At 54.3% G+C, this 15,961-nt stretch carries 16 protein-coding genes; 5 read left to right on the top strand and 11 right to left on the bottom strand.

From position 1 onward, the window contains the following. Positions 1-26: 26 nt before the first annotated feature. Positions 27-743: an amidotransferase gene (locus B3729_RS11355; protein ID WP_074825991.1), complete on the bottom strand. Its 717-nt coding sequence runs from the start codon at positions 741-743 to the stop codon at positions 27-29. 393 nt (positions 744-1,136) lie between these two features. Here B3729_RS11355 and cfa point away from each other — a divergent pair, with 393 nt between their 5' ends. Then, a complete protein-coding gene (gene cfa, locus B3729_RS11360; RefSeq protein ID WP_286787932.1) occupies positions 1,137-2,300 on the top strand; it encodes a cyclopropane fatty acyl phospholipid synthase in 1,164 nt (387 codons plus the stop codon). A gap of 51 nt (positions 2,301-2,351) precedes the next feature. Here cfa and B3729_RS11365 read toward each other — a convergent pair whose 3' ends face one another. Continuing rightward, positions 2,352-3,116, bottom strand: a complete 765-nt coding sequence (locus B3729_RS11365; protein ID WP_286787933.1) for an OBAP family protein — start codon at positions 3,114-3,116, stop codon at positions 2,352-2,354. Between the two features lie 277 nt (positions 3,117-3,393). On the opposite strand from B3729_RS11365, the gene B3729_RS11370 reads away from it, so the two are divergent. Then, positions 3,394-4,656, top strand: a complete 1,263-nt coding sequence (locus B3729_RS11370; RefSeq protein ID WP_286787934.1) for a DUF2254 domain-containing protein — start codon at positions 3,394-3,396, stop codon at positions 4,654-4,656. Between the two features lie 25 nt (positions 4,657-4,681). On the opposite strand, the gene B3729_RS11375 is transcribed toward B3729_RS11370, so the two are convergent. The 8 genes from B3729_RS11375 to B3729_RS11410 all read right to left on the bottom strand — a co-directional run bounded on the left by B3729_RS11375 (position 4,682) and on the right by B3729_RS11410 (position 12,588). Beyond that, positions 4,682-5,164, bottom strand: coding sequence for a DUF421 domain-containing protein (locus B3729_RS11375; RefSeq protein ID WP_074826005.1), 483 nt, complete (start codon positions 5,162-5,164; stop codon positions 4,682-4,684). A 302-nt stretch (positions 5,165-5,466) separates the two neighbouring features. Then, on the bottom strand, positions 5,467-5,799 hold the full coding sequence (locus B3729_RS11380) for a Na+/H+ antiporter subunit G (RefSeq protein WP_010799056.1): 333 nt from the start codon (positions 5,797-5,799) through the stop codon (positions 5,467-5,469). A gap of 8 nt (positions 5,800-5,807) precedes the next feature. Then, positions 5,808-6,077, bottom strand: coding sequence for a K+/H+ antiporter subunit F (locus tag B3729_RS11385; RefSeq protein ID WP_010799055.1), 270 nt, complete (start codon positions 6,075-6,077; stop codon positions 5,808-5,810). Continuing rightward, a complete protein-coding gene (locus B3729_RS11390; protein WP_286787935.1) occupies positions 6,071-6,559 on the bottom strand; it encodes a Na+/H+ antiporter subunit E in 489 nt (162 codons plus the stop codon). The genes B3729_RS11385 and B3729_RS11390 overlap by 7 nt, the downstream gene beginning before the upstream one ends. Beyond that, on the bottom strand, positions 6,556-8,058 hold the full coding sequence (locus B3729_RS11395) for a monovalent cation/H+ antiporter subunit D (protein WP_286787936.1): 1,503 nt from the start codon (positions 8,056-8,058) through the stop codon (positions 6,556-6,558). Before B3729_RS11395 ends, B3729_RS11390 begins: the two co-directional genes overlap by 4 nt. Then, a complete protein-coding gene (locus B3729_RS11400; RefSeq protein WP_010799052.1) occupies positions 8,055-8,378 on the bottom strand; it encodes a Na+/H+ antiporter subunit C in 324 nt (107 codons plus the stop codon). The genes B3729_RS11395 and B3729_RS11400 overlap by 4 nt, the downstream gene beginning before the upstream one ends. Next, the gene (locus B3729_RS11405; protein WP_286787937.1) at positions 8,378-11,176 is read right to left on the bottom strand and encodes a monovalent cation/H+ antiporter subunit A; all 2,799 of its coding nucleotides are present in this window, start codon (positions 11,174-11,176) and stop codon (positions 8,378-8,380) included. Before B3729_RS11405 ends, B3729_RS11400 begins: the two co-directional genes overlap by 1 nt. A 1,220-nt stretch (positions 11,177-12,396) precedes the next feature. Further along, on the bottom strand, positions 12,397-12,588 hold the full coding sequence (locus tag B3729_RS11410) for a hypothetical protein (protein ID WP_286787938.1): 192 nt from the start codon (positions 12,586-12,588) through the stop codon (positions 12,397-12,399). A 290-nt stretch (positions 12,589-12,878) separates the two neighbouring features. Between B3729_RS11410 and B3729_RS11415 the strand changes: the two genes are divergently transcribed. Continuing rightward, positions 12,879-13,028 carry a hypothetical protein gene (locus tag B3729_RS11415; RefSeq protein WP_010799047.1) on the top strand — a complete coding sequence of 50 codons (150 nt, stop codon included), beginning with the start codon at positions 12,879-12,881 and terminating at the stop codon, positions 13,026-13,028. Positions 13,029-13,045: 17 nt separating this feature from the next. Here B3729_RS11415 and B3729_RS11420 read toward each other — a convergent pair whose 3' ends face one another. Next, entirely contained in the window at positions 13,046-13,459 is a 414-nt protein-coding gene (locus tag B3729_RS11420) for a hypothetical protein (RefSeq protein WP_286787939.1), read from the bottom strand. A 273-nt stretch (positions 13,460-13,732) separates the two neighbouring features. Here B3729_RS11420 and B3729_RS11425 point away from each other — a divergent pair, with 273 nt between their 5' ends. Together B3729_RS11425 and B3729_RS11430 are read left to right on the top strand one after the other, a co-directional pair. Then, a complete protein-coding gene (locus B3729_RS11425; RefSeq protein ID WP_010799045.1) occupies positions 13,733-13,981 on the top strand; it encodes a hypothetical protein in 249 nt (82 codons plus the stop codon). 652 nt (positions 13,982-14,633) lie between these two features. Next, entirely contained in the window at positions 14,634-15,932 is a 1,299-nt protein-coding gene (locus tag B3729_RS11430; protein WP_019366256.1) for an NAD(P)/FAD-dependent oxidoreductase, read from the top strand. Positions 15,933-15,961 lie beyond the last annotated feature (29 nt).

Consider the following 15,961-nt stretch of genomic DNA (forward strand, 5'->3'; position numbering starts at 1 on the left):
CGCCTTTTTTGTATCGCGTCGGCTTATTAGCTACGAGGGGCTGCCACAAAATTCACCATCCACTGCGCGATCAGGGCGCCCTGATGAGGCTGCTCCAACGAGGCTACAGCCGTCTCGTATTGTTCGGTGGAAAAGACTGATTGGCGCCTTACCAATAGCCGGTTCGCATACTCCGCTACAAACTCCGGATGCCCCTGAAAGCACAACACCTGATCGCCCATGACGAACGCCGCATTCGGGCAGTAGGCGCTACTGGCCAGGCACTGCGCAGCGGGAGGCAGCGCCGTGACCTGGTCCTGATGCGAGACGATCAGCGTGACATTCTCCAGCGGAGGCTGCTGCCAGGAAAAGCCCTGCGCGACCTCGAAACGCTGTACCCCAATTCCCCACCCTCCCTTGGCGCGTTCGGCCACCCCTCCTAGCGCCAGGGCCAGGAGCTGATGACCAAAGCAGATACCCAGGAGCTTGTCACCGTGCTCATAACGTTGTTGCACATAAGTTTTGAGGCGTTGAATCCAGGGCTCTTCGCCAAAGGAGTCCGCCTTGCTGCCGGTAACCAGATACGCATCAAAACGGGCGCCTTCCGGTGGGTAGTGGCCTTCAACGACGTTATAGACCGTACATTCAACCTGCTCCGGCACCTGCTCGAACAGACGAACAAACATGGCGCCATAGCCGTCGTACAGCTCGGCCAGTTCAGGGACAAGAATATCGGTTTCGAGAACACAGATCCGAACAGACATGGGACTCCGAGGCAATAGCAAGGGGTATGAAGCCGCTGCGCAAAAGCGCGGGCAGGAGAAATATGGTACGTCAGCTCAGGAGCGTGGTTCTACCTGGAGCTATTTTTTCGCTCCTCCTCCCTGCGAACTTAATGTTCATGGAAGCGTTTTTCCTGCGCTTCGTCGCGAACTTATTGAACAAAATGCCATCAGTAAATTTTACAAAATGTGTATTCAGAGAGAGCACTTTCGAGGCCAGGTGCACTCCACGTTTCATATAAATAGAAAAACACTATTTCACTCAAAGCACTCTTTTGGCCTACCACATCCGCTGTACATTTTATTCAATCAAAAGGAGCAGTACGTTCACGGAAGTCATGAGCAACTTTGACAGGATCAAGGAGATAAAGGCGCATGGCTATAGTTTCGCACAAGCATCAGGATGAAGAGCTTTACTGTCCCGACCATACCCGAACGTTCGACTACTTCGAAGAATTGCTCGATCTTGCTGGAATCAAGGTCAACGGTTCCAGCCCTTGGGACATCCGGCTACATAACAAGGGCGTTCCAGAGCAGGCATTTGCTCGAGGCAACCTGGGCCTGGGCGAGACGTACGTTAATGGCGACTGGGATGTCGGTCGGGTGGATGAATTCATCTACCGCATCCTGAAGGCAGACTTGTCCTCGCGCATACAGCCGTCGCGGCTGGTGTTTCATTACCTGAGAAGTCAACTGTTCAACCTTCAGACCCAAAGCCGTGCCTGGCAGGTTGGGCAAACACATTACGATCTCGGTAATGACTTTTATGCCGCCATGCTGGATCCGCGGATGACGTACACCTGCGGTTACTGGAAAAATGCGACGGACCTTGCTTCTGCGCAGGAAGCCAAACTTGACCTCATCTGCCGAAAGCTCAGCCTGCGTCCCGGCATGAAGGTGTTGGATATCGGCTGCGGCTGGGGCAGTTTCATGGGCTACGCAGCGGAGCACTATGGCGTTACGTGTGTAGGGGTTACGATCTCAAGAGAACAGGCAGAGTTTGCCAAACGCCAATACGCAGGACTGCCGCTCGAATTCAGGCTGCAGGATTATCGCGACCTGGATGAGCCTTTTGACCACATCGTCAGCATTGGTATGTTCGAGCATGTTGGGCGCAAGAACCACAGGACGTTCATGGAGGTCGCTCATCGCTGCCTGAAGGATGATGGACTCTTTCTGCTCCATACCATTGGCAAGAATCAGCGGCATTCCTCTCCCGATCCCTGGATCGACAAGTATATTTTTCCTAATGGCGACCTTCCCTCGATTGGTCAGATAGGCGATGCCCTTGATGAATTATTTGTGGCTGAAGACCTGCATAATTTCGGAGCGGACTACGACAAGACGCTAATGGCCTGGTTTAAGCACTTTGATGCTGCCTGGCCAAGCTTTGAGAAAAAACTCGGCACACGCTTCTATCGCATGTGGACGTATTACCTGCAGTCTTGCGCTGCCGCCTTTCGCGCCCGGAATATCCAGTTGTGGCAGTGGGTCTTATCCAAGCGGGGCGTGCCGGGCGGCTATAACCGGCTGAGCTGAGCCTTGTGCAATCGACCCAGGCACAAGAACCATGCCTGGGTCGTTTTACCTTCAGGGCTGCGAATGCGCGCCATGATTTTGAGACCCAGTGGGATCCTTGATTTGGATGATCCTTCCCTTTTGCCAGGCATCGGCACCGGGATCGATGGCCGGAGCGACGATATCGGCCCGGGCAGCTTTTTTCGCCTTGCTGTCGATGCCCATACGACGATCACGCGCCTCGACCATCTGTGGATTGGCCTGGCCGTCGGCAGTAAATCCCATCATCAACTGAGGGACACCCAGCGGTAAGGTCTTGTCTTGGTCTGTGTGCCAGGTATGCCAGGTTTTTCCATACGTATGAACAAGCTTTTCCATCAGCTTATGCTCCGCCGGTTCGGGGATCCCGGGTGCTACCAGCTGCCCCGATTTCACCTCGTGGACATGGCTGTGCCACAGGGCTTTCTCCGCGGCAGGCAGCTGCTTGAAGAGCGCCTCATCGATGATGTACTCCACGCCCATGATCTTGGCATCCCTGGTATTGCCGTCATAAATGACACACTGGATGACCTGTTCGTTAAGGACCGAGCAGTAGTGATGAGCCTCCATCTGCCCATGCGGGTGCCCGTTATAGAAGTGGAAACCGTCCAGGTAGGCATTGAGGGCTTCGATAGGCGGCTTGCTCTGCAACACGTCGGCACCGGTTTCCAGGGTCTTGGTCATCGCCTGCTTGGGCGCACCGGGCGCGGTGACATAGGACTCCGTATTACCGCCGCTGGAGCAGGCGGCCAATAGGCACACCAGGGAAAGGGGAATCGCTCTTGCATTGACGCTCATGAAACACCTGTAATGATTACGCGAAATCATTTTCAGCGTAATAGAGATCTCCAGGAGCGCAACGAGGCAAAAGCTGAAGATAGGTTGCGCAACCTATGCATTAAACGAGCGACTGGGTCATGCAACAAGGGGCGCCGCAAGCAATAGAGCAGATCAACTTTTCGTTTGGTCACGGCATGACACCGCTCCTCCAGTCACAGGAAAAGAGGACATCAACCGAACCCACCCATGAGCGCCGGGTCGCTATAGAAACTTGGGTAGTTGATGGAGCGGAGCAATGGTCGAACGATGGAAATGGTTTTTACTTAGGAAGAGCAAGCGCCCCTGGTTTAGGGCAACGCTTTTTTCGGTATTGGGCGTTGTGACCGCTCTACTGGCCTTAGTGTTTGCCCCGTACATTCCAGATGAGCTTCCTACCAAGATCGGCGCCGATGCCGTTGACAATATTTTGGGCATCATTGCGTCAAGTATGCTGGCCGTTACTACCTTTTCTCTAAGCACCACAGTATCAGCCTACAGTTCAGCCACCAATAATGTTACCCCACGGGCAACCTCTTTACTGGTAGAGGACCCTACTACACAAAATGCTCTTTCGACCTTTATTGGGTCGTTTATTTTCAGTCTTGTCGGAATCGTTGCGCTAAGCACTGGGCTCTATGGCGCCAAGGGGCGCGTTATTCTGTTTGCGGTAACGCTTTCGGTCATCGTCCTGATTATCTATGCCCTGCTACGCTGGATTGATCGCTTAAGCAGCCTAGGTCGGGTAGGCGAAACCACAGCCCAAGTTGAACGTGTCACCCTTAAGGCGCTACAGCACCGCCTGGAGCAACCCTACCTGGGCGGCAATCCATTACCGGAGAACGCCTTCTATAAAACCCTAGGCCGCCCTGTATACGCAAACCGGATTGGGTATATACAGCATCTGGACATGCCGGCTCTGGCGGAGCTGACCAAACATGAGCGAAGTCGCGTATACGTGAATGTCTTGCCTGGCAGTTTCGTTGATCCTGGTTGCCCTTTAGCATGGGTAGACGGACTCAATGAGCAATGTGACGACGAGCTCCGGAATGCCTTTGTCATGGGTGAGCAACGTACTTTTGAACATGATCCTCGCTTCGGCCTTTCGGTAATGGCCGAGATCGCCTCACGAGCGCTGTCCCCAGGCTTCAATGATCAGGGTACAGCCATTGATGTCATTGGACGCGCGGTGAGAGTATTCGCCTGTGTGGCAAATCGGCCTAAATGTTCACCTCCAGTCGAACAGGTCTTAAGCCGCATTTACATAAGGCCCCTTGACGTGAATGACCTGTTCGACGATCTGTTTACCCCAATCGCACGGGATGGCGCAGCCATGATCGAGGTAAACATACGCCTGCAAAAAGCACTCTTTTCCCTTAGCCACCCGGATAATGATGCAATGCGCGTCGCTGCTGTCAGGCAAAGCGAGCTGGCCTACACGCGTGCCAGCCAGGCGTTGGCAATGGACGAAGACCGGCGGCGACTTGAGCAGCTACGGGCCGAACTGGAGCGGGAGTACTGATTGAGTGCCGCTGCTATCGCCTTTCTCAAAGCGCCTTCTCAGGTGCATTTTGGAGGATGGAAAAACTGCCGTCTGTCTCAAGCACCACCGCACCGACTTCATTCAATGCACTTTTTCCCTGAGTCCGCAGGGCCTGCATGACTTCATCTTCCGTGACACGGTTGCTCCGTAGGTTGTCATGCATCCATTTCCCTTGGTAAACCAACAGGGACGGCGACGATCGGGCCAGCTTACGCACAGCTGGCCAGCGAACGCTGCTCCAGGTAACCACATACTGCAGACCAATAAGCAGCGCGAACGCAGTCAACCCTTCTGCCAGCGCCACGCTGGACGACAACAGCACCGTAGCCAGGGTTGAGCCCAATGCTACCGTCACGACAAAATCAAAGGCATTGAGCTGGGCCAATGTCCGTTTGCCCGAGATACGCAAAAGCGCAATCAAACAGACATAGGCCGCCGTTCCGACTACGATGACCCGGATCAACCCACTCCAACTATCGAAAAACATAACGCCCCCTGTCTGGTGCATTGGCCGGTGTATGAGGTATTCAAAACCTACAGATGTGAGGGGCAACGGGCCGGAGTCGTTCACTAAACCATCGACGATATACGGTCCAGCCCTGCGACGTTCTGGCTCTTCGTGACAACGGTAGGTCTATAGCGCGACGGGCAAAGCATGAGCGCGGCGGCCAGCTGCAGAGTCATGACCCGCTCTGCTGCGCTTCCCACGCCTTGCAAGGCTATCGGTAGAGTTCAACGGAAGACAGGCGCACGTTCAATCGGTCTGCAGACGCCGCACCTTACATAGGTTCAAGGCTGCCAGGGTTCGCCTTTGGTCTTTTCGGTGCGTTTCAATCGCTGTTGCATTGCGCTTTTACACAGGATTTGAGCGCTGACGGGCGCGGTAATGAACAAAAACAGGGGAATCAGCAATTCATGCAGGCTGAGGCCATCGTGCTGGGTCGTGAAATACAGCATGGATGCAATGACGGTACTGCCTACGCCCAACGTCGTGGCCTTGGTTGGGCCATGCAGCCGGGTAAAGAAATCAGGCAGCCGTAACAGCCCAATCGAGCCAATCAACGTAAATACGCTACCCACCAGGAGTAATACACAAACAATACCTTCAAGCCATGGGTTCATATGTCTCCTTACTCGATGATGTCGCCACGGGTAATGAATTTGGCCAGTACGACCGTGCTGATAAACCCCATCAACGCAATGATCAGCGCCGCTTCGAAAAACAGGTTTGAGTCCAGCCACAGGCCAAACAGTACAATCAATGCAATCGCGTTGATGTTAAGGGTGTCCAGCGCCAGGATACGATCGGACTGATGTGGCCCTCGTACCAGCCGGATAAACGCCAGCAGCACGGCAATAGTACATAGAGCCAGGCAAATAGGAATCACAATGGTCAGCATGGAAATATCTCCATCAGCGGCTGCTCGTAACGCGTCTTGATACTTCTAATCAGCTGCGCGGGATCTTCTTCGTTGAGTGCATGAACCAGAATGAGGGAATGATCCTCATTGAGTTCAGCCGATACGGTTCCAGGCGTCAGCGAGATGATACTCATGAGCAGGGTAAGGCCAAGGTCATCCCGAATATCCACAGGTACCTCGACAAAGATGGGATTGAGCCGCCGTGTCGGCCCCAAGACCAGTACAGCTACCTGAATGTTAGCGACGAGTGCGTCCCTGGTAACTCTAAGAAGCAACTTAACTGTCAGCCAGCCATGTTGGGGCCGCGCGTTCTCGAACCACATTCGAGTACATAACCGTGGAATAGCCCAGCCCAGGAAAAGGCCCATAATCCAGCTTCCCAGACTGATACTGTTGACCAATAGCAACCAGAGCACTACCAGAACTGCGCTTAACCATGGATGCGGAAACAATAGGTTCATCGGCTACCCTCCTGTAATACAGCACTGGCGTAAGCCGCTGGAGACATGATTTGTTGCGCAGCCTGGTCAAGGTAAAGCGTCAGCGGTTTTGCGACGACTACCAGCACGACACTGGCGGACATCAGCGTTATCACGGCTAGCAGGCGCCAGCCATTTGCCCTCTCCTGCCCGGCGATGCCCTCACCGCCTCGCCAGAACACCGTACTGCCCGCCCGGCTTAATGCAATGACGAGGCCGAGACTGGAGATCAGCAATACCGGCCAGAGCCAGCGCGCCTCCGAAAGTGGTGCAGACTTCAGGATCAGCAGTTTTCCAAAAAATCCTGAAAACGGCGGCAGGCCCGCTATGGACACCGCCCCAATGAAAAACAGGCTGCCCAGAAGCATGGGCTGTCGCAGGGTAGGCCCTTTCTCCAGTCGGGCCCCGGTTTCCCCTCGCTGCCTGGCGACCATATCACTGAGCAGGAAGAGCCCTCCGGTAATCCATGTGGTATGAATCAAGTAGAACAGACAAGCCGAGATCGATTCCACACGTCCAAGCGACATACCAGCCAACAGCAGCCCCACCGATACCAGCACCAAATAAGCCACCAGCTCCTGAAGTTGGCGCGCCGCCAGGGCACCAATGGACCCCAGGGCAAGGGTCAGCAAGGCCAGAGGCCACAGCAAGGGTTGCGCCAGATGAGATAATGCTCCGGCGTCAGGGCCGAACAGCAGCGCATAGATGCGCAAAATCGAATATACACCGACCTTTGTCATCACGGCGAACAATGCAGCGACCGGAGCCGTTGCCCCTGCGTAGGCACGTGGTAGCCAGAAGTAAAGAGGCAGCAGGGCTGCCTTGAGTGCAAAGACTAACAGTAGCAGGAGCCCGGCGGCTGCAATCAGCGGGGCATCGTTCGGCCCTACCTGTGCGATGCGTTCAGACAGATGTGCCATGTTCAGGGTGCCTAGCAGCCCATACAGCACGCCTACGGCCACCAGAAACAACGACGAGCCCAGGAGATTAAGCAGTATGTAGTGCAGGCCCGCACTTGTGCGCTCCTTGCCACCGCCGTGCAACAGCAGCGCGTAGGAGGCGATCAGCAGGATTTCGAAGAAGACATACAGATTGAACAGGTCGCCGGTAAGAAAGGCGCCATTCAGGCCGGCTACCTGAAACTGGAATAACGCATGAAAATTAGGGCCGCGAGCATCGTCGCCCTGGCAGGCATAGAGTATGGCACCACTCGCCAGAACCGATGTAATCAGCACCATAATCGCACTCAGCCGATCCAGCACCAGCAGAATGCCAAAGGGAGCCGGCCAGTTACCGAGGGTGTAGGTTACGATTTCATCGCGGGCAGCAACAGTGATCAGCCACGCTGACAGCGGGATCAGCAGGAAGGTAGCCAACGCTGAAAAGTACCGTTTGTTTTGCGATGTCATACTATTGAACAGTAACAGGGCCGCCCCGCTGAAAAGCGGCAGTAGAATCGGCAGGATGATCACATGACTCATTGTTCCTCTCCGTCCACGTGATCGTTTCCAAGTTCGCAAACCGCACGGATGGACAGCACCAGCACGAATGCTGTCATCGCAAAGCTGATGACGATGGCAGTCAGCACCAGCGCCTGGGGCAAGGGGTCAGCATAGGTCTGGCTTTGACCAATGATGGGGGCAGCACCGGTCGACAAGCGCCCCATGGCAAAAAGAAAAAGATTCACGGAATAAGTGATCAGGGTCATTCCCAATACGACCGGGAACGTACGCCCACGTAGCATCAGATAAACACCGCTCGCTGTCAGCACACCCAAGGTGATGGCAAATAACAGTTCCATCAGGACACGCCCTCCTCTTGCGGTCGGCCGCTTGAGGCCAAATGCGCCAGTGTCAGCAACGAGGAGCCTACAACGGTTAGGTAGACGCCCAGATCAAACAGCGTCGCGCTGGCCAGTTCGACGTCACCGATCACTGGAATATGCAGGTGCGTGAACCCAGAGGTCAGGAAGGGCTTGCCAAACAGCCATGCGACCAGCCCTGTCGCCCCGGCCAGCAAAATGCCGCTGCCTGCCAGGCGGCGATAATCGAGAGGCAAGCGTGCAGTCGTCCAACGAAGCCCACTGGCAATGTACTGCAGGATCAACGCTGCCGTTGTGATCAGGCCAGCTATAAAGCCGCCACCGGGCAACTGATGGCCACGCAGAAATATAAAGACGGAAACCAGCAGGGCCAGCGGTAGTAGGAGCTTGGCCATAACCTTGAGCATCAGAGGGTGCCGATCACGTATCCAGGGGTACCCACCCAGCCCCCGCTCGGGAAGTTTAGGGTTTAGCCCGTCCAGCATGGCGTAGACGGCGATGCCGGTAATGGCCAGTACGCTGATTTCGCCCAGCGTATCGAACCCCCGAAAGTCCACCAGAATCACGTTGACGACGTTGCTGCCGCCGCCTTCCGGTACGCTCCGGTCCAGGAAGAACTGCGCAATGCTCTCGTAGGGCCGCGTCAGTACCGCATAGGCCAGCAAAGAAACCAACCCACCGCATCCCACCGCCAGTAGGCCGTCCCGTCCTCCTCGCAGTGCGGAGGACTCACGCGGTGTATGCCAGGGCAGGAAGAACAGTGCCAGTACCAGCAGGACCGTGGTGACAACCTCAACCGACAACTGAGTCAATGCCAGATCAGGCGCCGAGAACCGGGCAAACAGCAGAGACACCATCAATCCGGCTACACTGCTAAAGACGATGGCTTGCAACCGCCGACGGTGGAACAGGACGACTGAAATCGAGGCGGCCATAAGAATCACCAGCCCTGCCGAGGTAACCGGGTCGAGTGGAGTCATCGCCACCGGCCCCGTCACTACCTCGAGATCCCACAAGGCACTCCCGGTTACGAGCAGTACGCCTATCAGCATAAGCGTCATGTATCGTTGTAGCGAGCCGTTCTCTACACGTTCGGTAAACAGGACGGTCAGCCGGACCAGACACTGGATTGCGCCCTCGAACACATCCCGCGCTTCGGCATCAGGAAGTTGGTTATACAGGCGAAACAGGGGACGCCGCATTCCAAAGTACAGCAGTACGCCACCGCCCAGCGCAATGAGGCTCATGACAAGAGGCAGATTGAACCCATGCCAGAGGGCCAGACTGTATTCGGGTAACGGTCCGCCTAATGAAACCCGTGCCGCCAGCGCAAGTAGATCGCCTACGGTCTGCTCAGGCATCAGACCTACCAGGACACACAGCAAGACGAGGATATTGACCGGCGCGCGCATCCAGAACGGCGGCTCATGGGGTGGAAAGTGAGGCATTGCCGAGTGATCAGGCGTCTTGTCCAGAAACGCCTGATGAATGAAGCGTACGGAATATGCCATGGTGAGCAGATTGGCAATGGTGGAGACGACGGGAATGACCCAATTGAACGGACCCAGCAACCCTTGCTCCAGGGTCTCACTCAAAAACATTTCCTTGCTCAGGAAACCATTGAGTAACGGCACTCCTGCCATCGACAACGACGCGACGATCGCAAGCAATGCCGTATGCGGCATGTAACGGTAGAGCCCTCCCAGCCGACGCAGGTCACGCGTACCGGTCTCATGGTCGATGATCCCCGCCGCCATGAACAGTGAGGCCTTGAACGTCGCATGGTTGATGGTGTGGAAGATGGCAGCTACCGAACTCATGTCGGTATCCAGCCCGAACAGCAAGGTGATAAGGCCCAGATGGCTGATGGTGGAATAGGCCAACAGCCCTTTAAGGTCTTGCTGAAAGAAGGCCATGGCTGACCCAAGCACCAGGGTAACCAACCCGGTAAGGCTGACGATATAGAACCACTCATCTGTACCCGAAATAGCCGGATACAGGCGTGCCATGAGATAAATGCCAGCCTTAACCATGGTGGCTGAGTGCAGATAGGCTGAAACAGGCGTGGGCGCTGCCATCGCGTGAGGAAGCCAGAAGTGGAACGGAAACTGGGCAGACTTGGTAAAGGCACCTAGCAGAATCAGCACCAGCATCAGCGGATAGAGAGGATGTTCGACGATACGTGAGCCGGAAACCAGGATCTGGCTCAGCTCGAAGCTGCCTGCAATGTGCCCCAGCAACAGTATGCCTGCCAACAGGGCAAGCCCCCCGCCTGAAGTAATCGTCAGGGCCATTCGCGCCCCGCGTCGCGAGTCGGAGCGATGGGACCAGAAACCGATTAGCAGAAACGAGGAAAGACTGGTGATTTCCCAGAAGACGAGCATCAGCAGCACGTTTTCGGAAAGAACGACCCCCAGCATGGCTGCCATGAATAACAGCAGGTAGCTGTAGAATCGTCCAATGGCCTCCTCAGACGATAGGTAGTATCGCGCGTAGAGAATGACCAGAAGGCCGATCCCCAGAATCAGCAAGGCAAAAAGAAAACTCAGCCCGTCCAGACGAAGGCTCAGGTTGAAGCCCAGGTTTTCCAGCCATGTGTACGAAACAGTGATGGCGGCTCCCTCTGCCAACCTGGAGCGCAAATTCAACAGGATGAAGAAGGCAATCGCCGCGGGTATCGAGGCCGCAATGGCAGGCAGGCGTCGACCGCCCCGATCAAACACTATAGGTAACAGGCTGCCAAGCAGCGGCAGTACGACAATCAGCACCAGCATCATACGGTGCGCCTGCTCATCACAATGTAAACAATCATGGAATGCCTTCCGACTCCCCTATTCCAGATACAGGCTCGACTCCAACGAGCTCATTAGGGGGTGGGACAAGCGACCGTCGCGTTAGTGCGCTGCATAATGGCATTCAGACAGGCACATGATTGATGACAAGACGTTAACAATAGCCATCAGGCGATTGATACCCTTATCCGCTCCCGGGGATCGTTCGTTACGATGGGGCTGTGTGCCTGCATCAACATCGTCCAGGCTCCAGCGGAAGCCCTCTATGCTTAATCACGCCTGCGCCGAAAACGCATGCAATGATCAATCAGTGGCTAAGAGAAGAAGGCGTTCGGGCTTGAGCTGTTGAAGACCCAATGTGTTTGAGCCTGCCGGTAACTGCCTCATAAGCCCTTCGTAACAATCCTGTTACGCCATGGTGACAGTGCTGGGTCAATGCGTAACGAAATCAGGAACAGCATCGGAACACCAAAACAGGCAAAACCTTCAAGTCACTGATTAATAAAGATTTTTTTAAAGTTGGCACGGCACCTGCTTTATTCCTGGTATAACAAGAACAACAAATAAAACAGATCACTTCAAAACAACAAAAACAAGATTGAAAGTGGCGAAGCGAACTGATCATTTTAGAGCTTGTGAAGTGTCTAAAGTAATCCGTTCACTTAAAGACAACATAATGCATCCGAAGCATCCAGGGGTTGCTTAGGGCCATACAAGAAAAACAAAAGGCATCGTGCAGCATGGTTGAGAGGGAGCTTAGGCTCCCTTTGTGCTATTTGCAGTATCGTTCAGTCAATGAATAGTTCTGAGCACGTCGCCGATTATCCAGCGCTAGGCAACCTGATGGAACGAAATCAATCCAGGCGGGTATAGATGTAGAGTGCGGAAATTGTTAACGCAAAAAGCATCGTTACAACGCTGAGGGTGCCAGACAGTGTAAGCGCCGAAACCCTGCTTATCAGTCCCAGCCAGTCTGCTACTATCAATCCTGTGGCCATGCACACCAAAAGAGCAACTACTCGCGCCAGCATCACATCACCTGCGTTTTGCTATTTGACCATTAAGGAGCATTGCGAGATGGCACGCAATGCTGGCATATAAGTGTCAAATTGCCTCCACAAGTTCACCAAGTCACAGACCGCTTGTCGACCTGATAGCAGTTAAGTGCACACACCTGTGACGGACTTCTCTTTTGTTGAACAGGCTTATTGCTGATGCCGTCCTCGACGCCATGATTCACCCACTAGGATGACCAGATAAATCGCCCATGCACTCAGCAGGACGAATACGTCTCGAGAGGACCAGTGAAGGGGATTGAAACCTTCTCGTACACCTTGAACCCCATAAAGAATCAACGCAACGACAACCGCGCTACGACAAAGCCGCGCAAACGTCATGACTGGCTCCTTAAAAATCTCTGAACACCGTGACTATAAAGTTTTCATCAGACCCATACAGTACACGAGCGTTGAAAGCAGTGGCTGGCCTGTCACCCAGTCCCAGCCAGAGCACGCTACCCACACATTCAGGTAACCATTTTTGATTTAACGCCTGTCAATCCTTGCAGCGCCGTTTCGTCCTTGCTTGCGAATCACTTGACGACCCACTGAAAAGGCGTACGGCTTAGGGTAAAATGACTACGTAATGTAAAAGCAGATCTTGATAATGATCACGGAGGATAACCGCAATGCTGTTTGCTCTGGGTACATTACTCTGCCTGAGCGGTGCAGGTTGCCTGGCATTCGACCCGCTGGACCCTATGCTTCAGCTTGAAGGATTAGCGTTGATAGGATTGGCGCTATTGATTGTTCGTGAGGGCATACTCGAACTTAACTGAGGTATCGCCCGTAGTTGTCACGATACCTTGCCCGCCTCGCTCCGGCACATCTGATCCACCAGCTCCCGTGGATACTCGTTGAGTTCCAACTCATCACAAATGTAAGCCAATACGCTAAGACCATCCGGCTCCAGCAATCGGACCGCTAAGAGTTCACCGCATCGATAGTCATAACAGGCCCAGCTGCCTGGGTGTTTCTGACAAAGCAGAAAAGCTCGCGAGACATTTATCTCCTGCGAAACCAGCAGAGCCTGCAGCGCGGCAGTATCAACCTCACCTGTGGATTCAGACGCTTCTGAGCCGGAACTGCACACAACCATAATTGCGTCTTGCTCAAACCTGAAGACTTCGATGTCCGACTGAGCGGTGTGACTGTAAAGGGTCGGCTGGTCCGGATTCTCGGGCTTCAATGGCGCAGGCTGGATACTCATGGGTGGGCTCATATAAGGGATAGGCATGTCATTGCAGCACTTTGACCAAGCGCACCTGGGTAGCCGCGTGGAAAAGGCTGATCCATATCAACGAACTCTGGCATTTCCGTATCCAGACTGTACGCCGTGCTTTGCAGCCAGCCAATAATCTATTTACATTTTTTTCACGAAATTTTCACGATGTGATCATGTCTAGCGATAAGGTCTGCCTGTTGTATCAGGGAGCAGTTTGGGTTCGGGTGGTGAAGTGAACTGAAAGGGAGCAAACAAGGTATGAGTCACTTTATTAGCAATACGTACGAGCTTTTAAAGGAGCCGGCCGGCCGGCTGATACTGGAGTGCCTGCAAAGCGTTGAAAGCTATGGTCGCTCCTGGCGCCTCGATAAAGGCTCGGTGTATGGAAATCGCCTGTCTACCCTATTTTCTGCAAGCAAACCAGACGGCCAGGGCCGTGATCGGTTGATGGTCGTTGCCGTGGAGACCCCGACGTGCGACTGGACGGTTAGCTACCAGCTCTTTTAACGCTATTTTGCCCGAACGCAGGCGTATCCCCTGATACGCGGCGCGCACCACGCTTTCGGTCGCTTGTCTTGCCCTGCTTATTCCTTAGTAGGTGGGTAAAAAAAGAAAATCTTTATGGGCTGGTATTACCAATTAAATCATAGCAAAGCTTAGACATGTGTTGCGCAGTAGTCCTACCGGCGGCGGTTTTTAAACGGCATGCAGCTAACTAGGGTATGCCTGGCGTCTGAGCGGTACTCCCAGCGCCTTTTAAGGGAGAGGGCCGTAAGCCTCACCGATGCGTATCGATTCGTCAGGACGATCCGTCTGCTGCGCTCCAGCCTCGCACGCATAATGTACCTGCAAACGCTACCCCTCCCCCTTTCGCCTGATTAAACCCGTAGCCTCCACATAAGTGATGCCTGCTTGGTATGGCGGCTCGGCAGTAAGACGCAAAACGGTACGTCACGCTACACATTAGTAGATGAGCCCGCTGCACAACATCACGTCGTTGCGGACGATTTGGATGCTGTCAAGGCGGGTCGGCAGCGAGGATCAAGTCCCATGGCAGCCAGGAACAATTCTTGCCACCCGAACGCTGCATTAATAGAGGCATGAGCTTGCTAGCGTGGCTCAAACGGTCACTTTTATTTTCGTTCGTCCAGGCAGTCCCATGATTACAATAGAAACGCCTACCTACTACACCGCTACCAAGAAATACAATCTGAGCTTCCCAACGCTCGATGCGGACATCGAAGCCGACGTCGTTGTGATCGGAGGCGGCTTTTCAGGAATCAATACCGCTCTTGAGCTAGCCGAGAAAGGCATCACCAATATCGTGGTGCTCGAAGGTCGTTACCTGGGCTTTGGCGGCACGGGCCGTAATGGCGGACAGATCATGGCGGGTATTGGTCATGACCTGGACAAGATCAAGAACCAAGTAGGTGAAGACGGCCTCAAGACTATTTTCGAGATCAGTGACAAAGGCGCTGACATCATCAAGGGCCGGATTCAGAAATACAATATCGATGCGGACTTCCATCATGGCTACGGCTATATGGGCTTTAACGCACGCCAGGAAAAGACACTACGCACCTGGGAAAAAGAATTCAAATCACTGAACTCCGGCCATGAGATTGCCTTGCTGACAGGCTCGGAAGTCCGCCGCATCATTGGATCGGAAGCCTACACCAGCGCCCTGTTGCACATGGGCGGCGGTCATGTTCATTCACTCAACCTGCTATTGGGCGAGGCCAAGGCGCTAGCCAGCTATGGCGTCAAGATCTTCGAGCACAGCCCTGCCCTTGCCGTTGAGTATGGTGAGCGGATCACTGTGCGCACCGGGCAGGGCTCTGTCAGGGCAAGCAAGCTGCTTTGGGCATGCGACAGCTTCCTCAACAAGCTGGAGCCGGAACTCCATACCAAAACGATCAACACCTATGCGTTCCAGATCATGACCGAGCCGCTCTCGGATGAATTGATCGAACGCATCAGCCCAATCCGTGGGGCCTACAGCGATATCCGCCCGGTCATTGACTATTACCGCGTTACGGCCGAGAACCGGTTGCTATTTGGCGCTGCTACGCCTTATCTCGACTATATCCCCAAAGACCTGAAGGCCTGGAACCGCAACCTGATGCTCAAGATCTTCCCATACCTCAAGGACGTGAAGATCGATCTGGCCTGGGGTGGCCCGATGGCATGCGGTGCCAACTTGTTTCCACAGATCGGCACCTTGTCCGGTCGGCCCAATGCGTTCTACGTACAGGGCTATTCAGGCTTCGGCGTAACGCCAAGCCACATTATTTGCAAGGTTCTGGCTGAGGGCATGAGCGAGGGTTCTGCCCGCTACGACCTGATCAGCTCGGTTCGCCATAGCAACATCATAGGCAAGGATCATTTCCGCCCGGTTATCTGCAGCCTGGGCAAGATCATGCATCAGAGCGCCGGCTACATGACAGGCCGCCGCTGATATTTCCCCTTAACGAAAAGGACCATTTC

The sequence above is a fragment of the Pseudomonas sp. UBA3149 genome (assembly GCF_002364655.1).
GTDB classification, from domain to species: Bacteria; Pseudomonadota; Gammaproteobacteria; order Pseudomonadales; family Pseudomonadaceae; genus Chryseomonas; species Chryseomonas luteola.

Bases quoted from the DNA above. Each gene is read 5' to 3' on its own strand.
- B3729_RS11355 (WP_074825991.1), bottom strand. From the start codon at position 743: ATGTCTGTTCGGATCTGTGTTCTCGAAACCGATATTCTTGTCCCTGAA.
- cfa (WP_286787932.1), top strand. From the start codon at position 1,137: ATGGCTATAGTTTCGCACAAGCATCAGGATGAAGAGCTTTACTGTCCC.
- B3729_RS11365 (WP_286787933.1), bottom strand. From the start codon at position 3,116: ATGAGCGTCAATGCAAGAGCGATTCCCCTTTCCCTGGTGTGCCTATTG.
- B3729_RS11370 (WP_286787934.1), top strand. From the start codon at position 3,394: ATGGTCGAACGATGGAAATGGTTTTTACTTAGGAAGAGCAAGCGCCCC.
- B3729_RS11375 (WP_074826005.1), bottom strand. From the start codon at position 5,164: ATGTTTTTCGATAGTTGGAGTGGGTTGATCCGGGTCATCGTAGTCGGA.
- B3729_RS11380 (WP_010799056.1), bottom strand. From the start codon at position 5,799: ATGAACCCATGGCTTGAAGGTATTGTTTGTGTATTACTCCTGGTGGGT.
- B3729_RS11385 (WP_010799055.1), bottom strand. From the start codon at position 6,077: ATGCTGACCATTGTGATTCCTATTTGCCTGGCTCTATGTACTATTGCC.
- B3729_RS11390 (WP_286787935.1), bottom strand. From the start codon at position 6,559: ATGAACCTATTGTTTCCGCATCCATGGTTAAGCGCAGTTCTGGTAGTG.
- B3729_RS11395 (WP_286787936.1), bottom strand. From the start codon at position 8,058: ATGAGTCATGTGATCATCCTGCCGATTCTACTGCCGCTTTTCAGCGGG.
- B3729_RS11400 (WP_010799052.1), bottom strand. From the start codon at position 8,378: ATGGAACTGTTATTTGCCATCACCTTGGGTGTGCTGACAGCGAGCGGT.
- B3729_RS11405 (WP_286787937.1), bottom strand. From the start codon at position 11,176: ATGATGCTGGTGCTGATTGTCGTACTGCCGCTGCTTGGCAGCCTGTTA.
- B3729_RS11410 (WP_286787938.1), bottom strand. From the start codon at position 12,588: ATGACGTTTGCGCGGCTTTGTCGTAGCGCGGTTGTCGTTGCGTTGATT.
- B3729_RS11415 (WP_010799047.1), top strand. From the start codon at position 12,879: ATGCTGTTTGCTCTGGGTACATTACTCTGCCTGAGCGGTGCAGGTTGC.
- B3729_RS11420 (WP_286787939.1), bottom strand. From the start codon at position 13,459: ATGAGTATCCAGCCTGCGCCATTGAAGCCCGAGAATCCGGACCAGCCG.
- B3729_RS11425 (WP_010799045.1), top strand. From the start codon at position 13,733: ATGAGTCACTTTATTAGCAATACGTACGAGCTTTTAAAGGAGCCGGCC.
- B3729_RS11430 (WP_019366256.1), top strand. From the start codon at position 14,634: ATGATTACAATAGAAACGCCTACCTACTACACCGCTACCAAGAAATAC.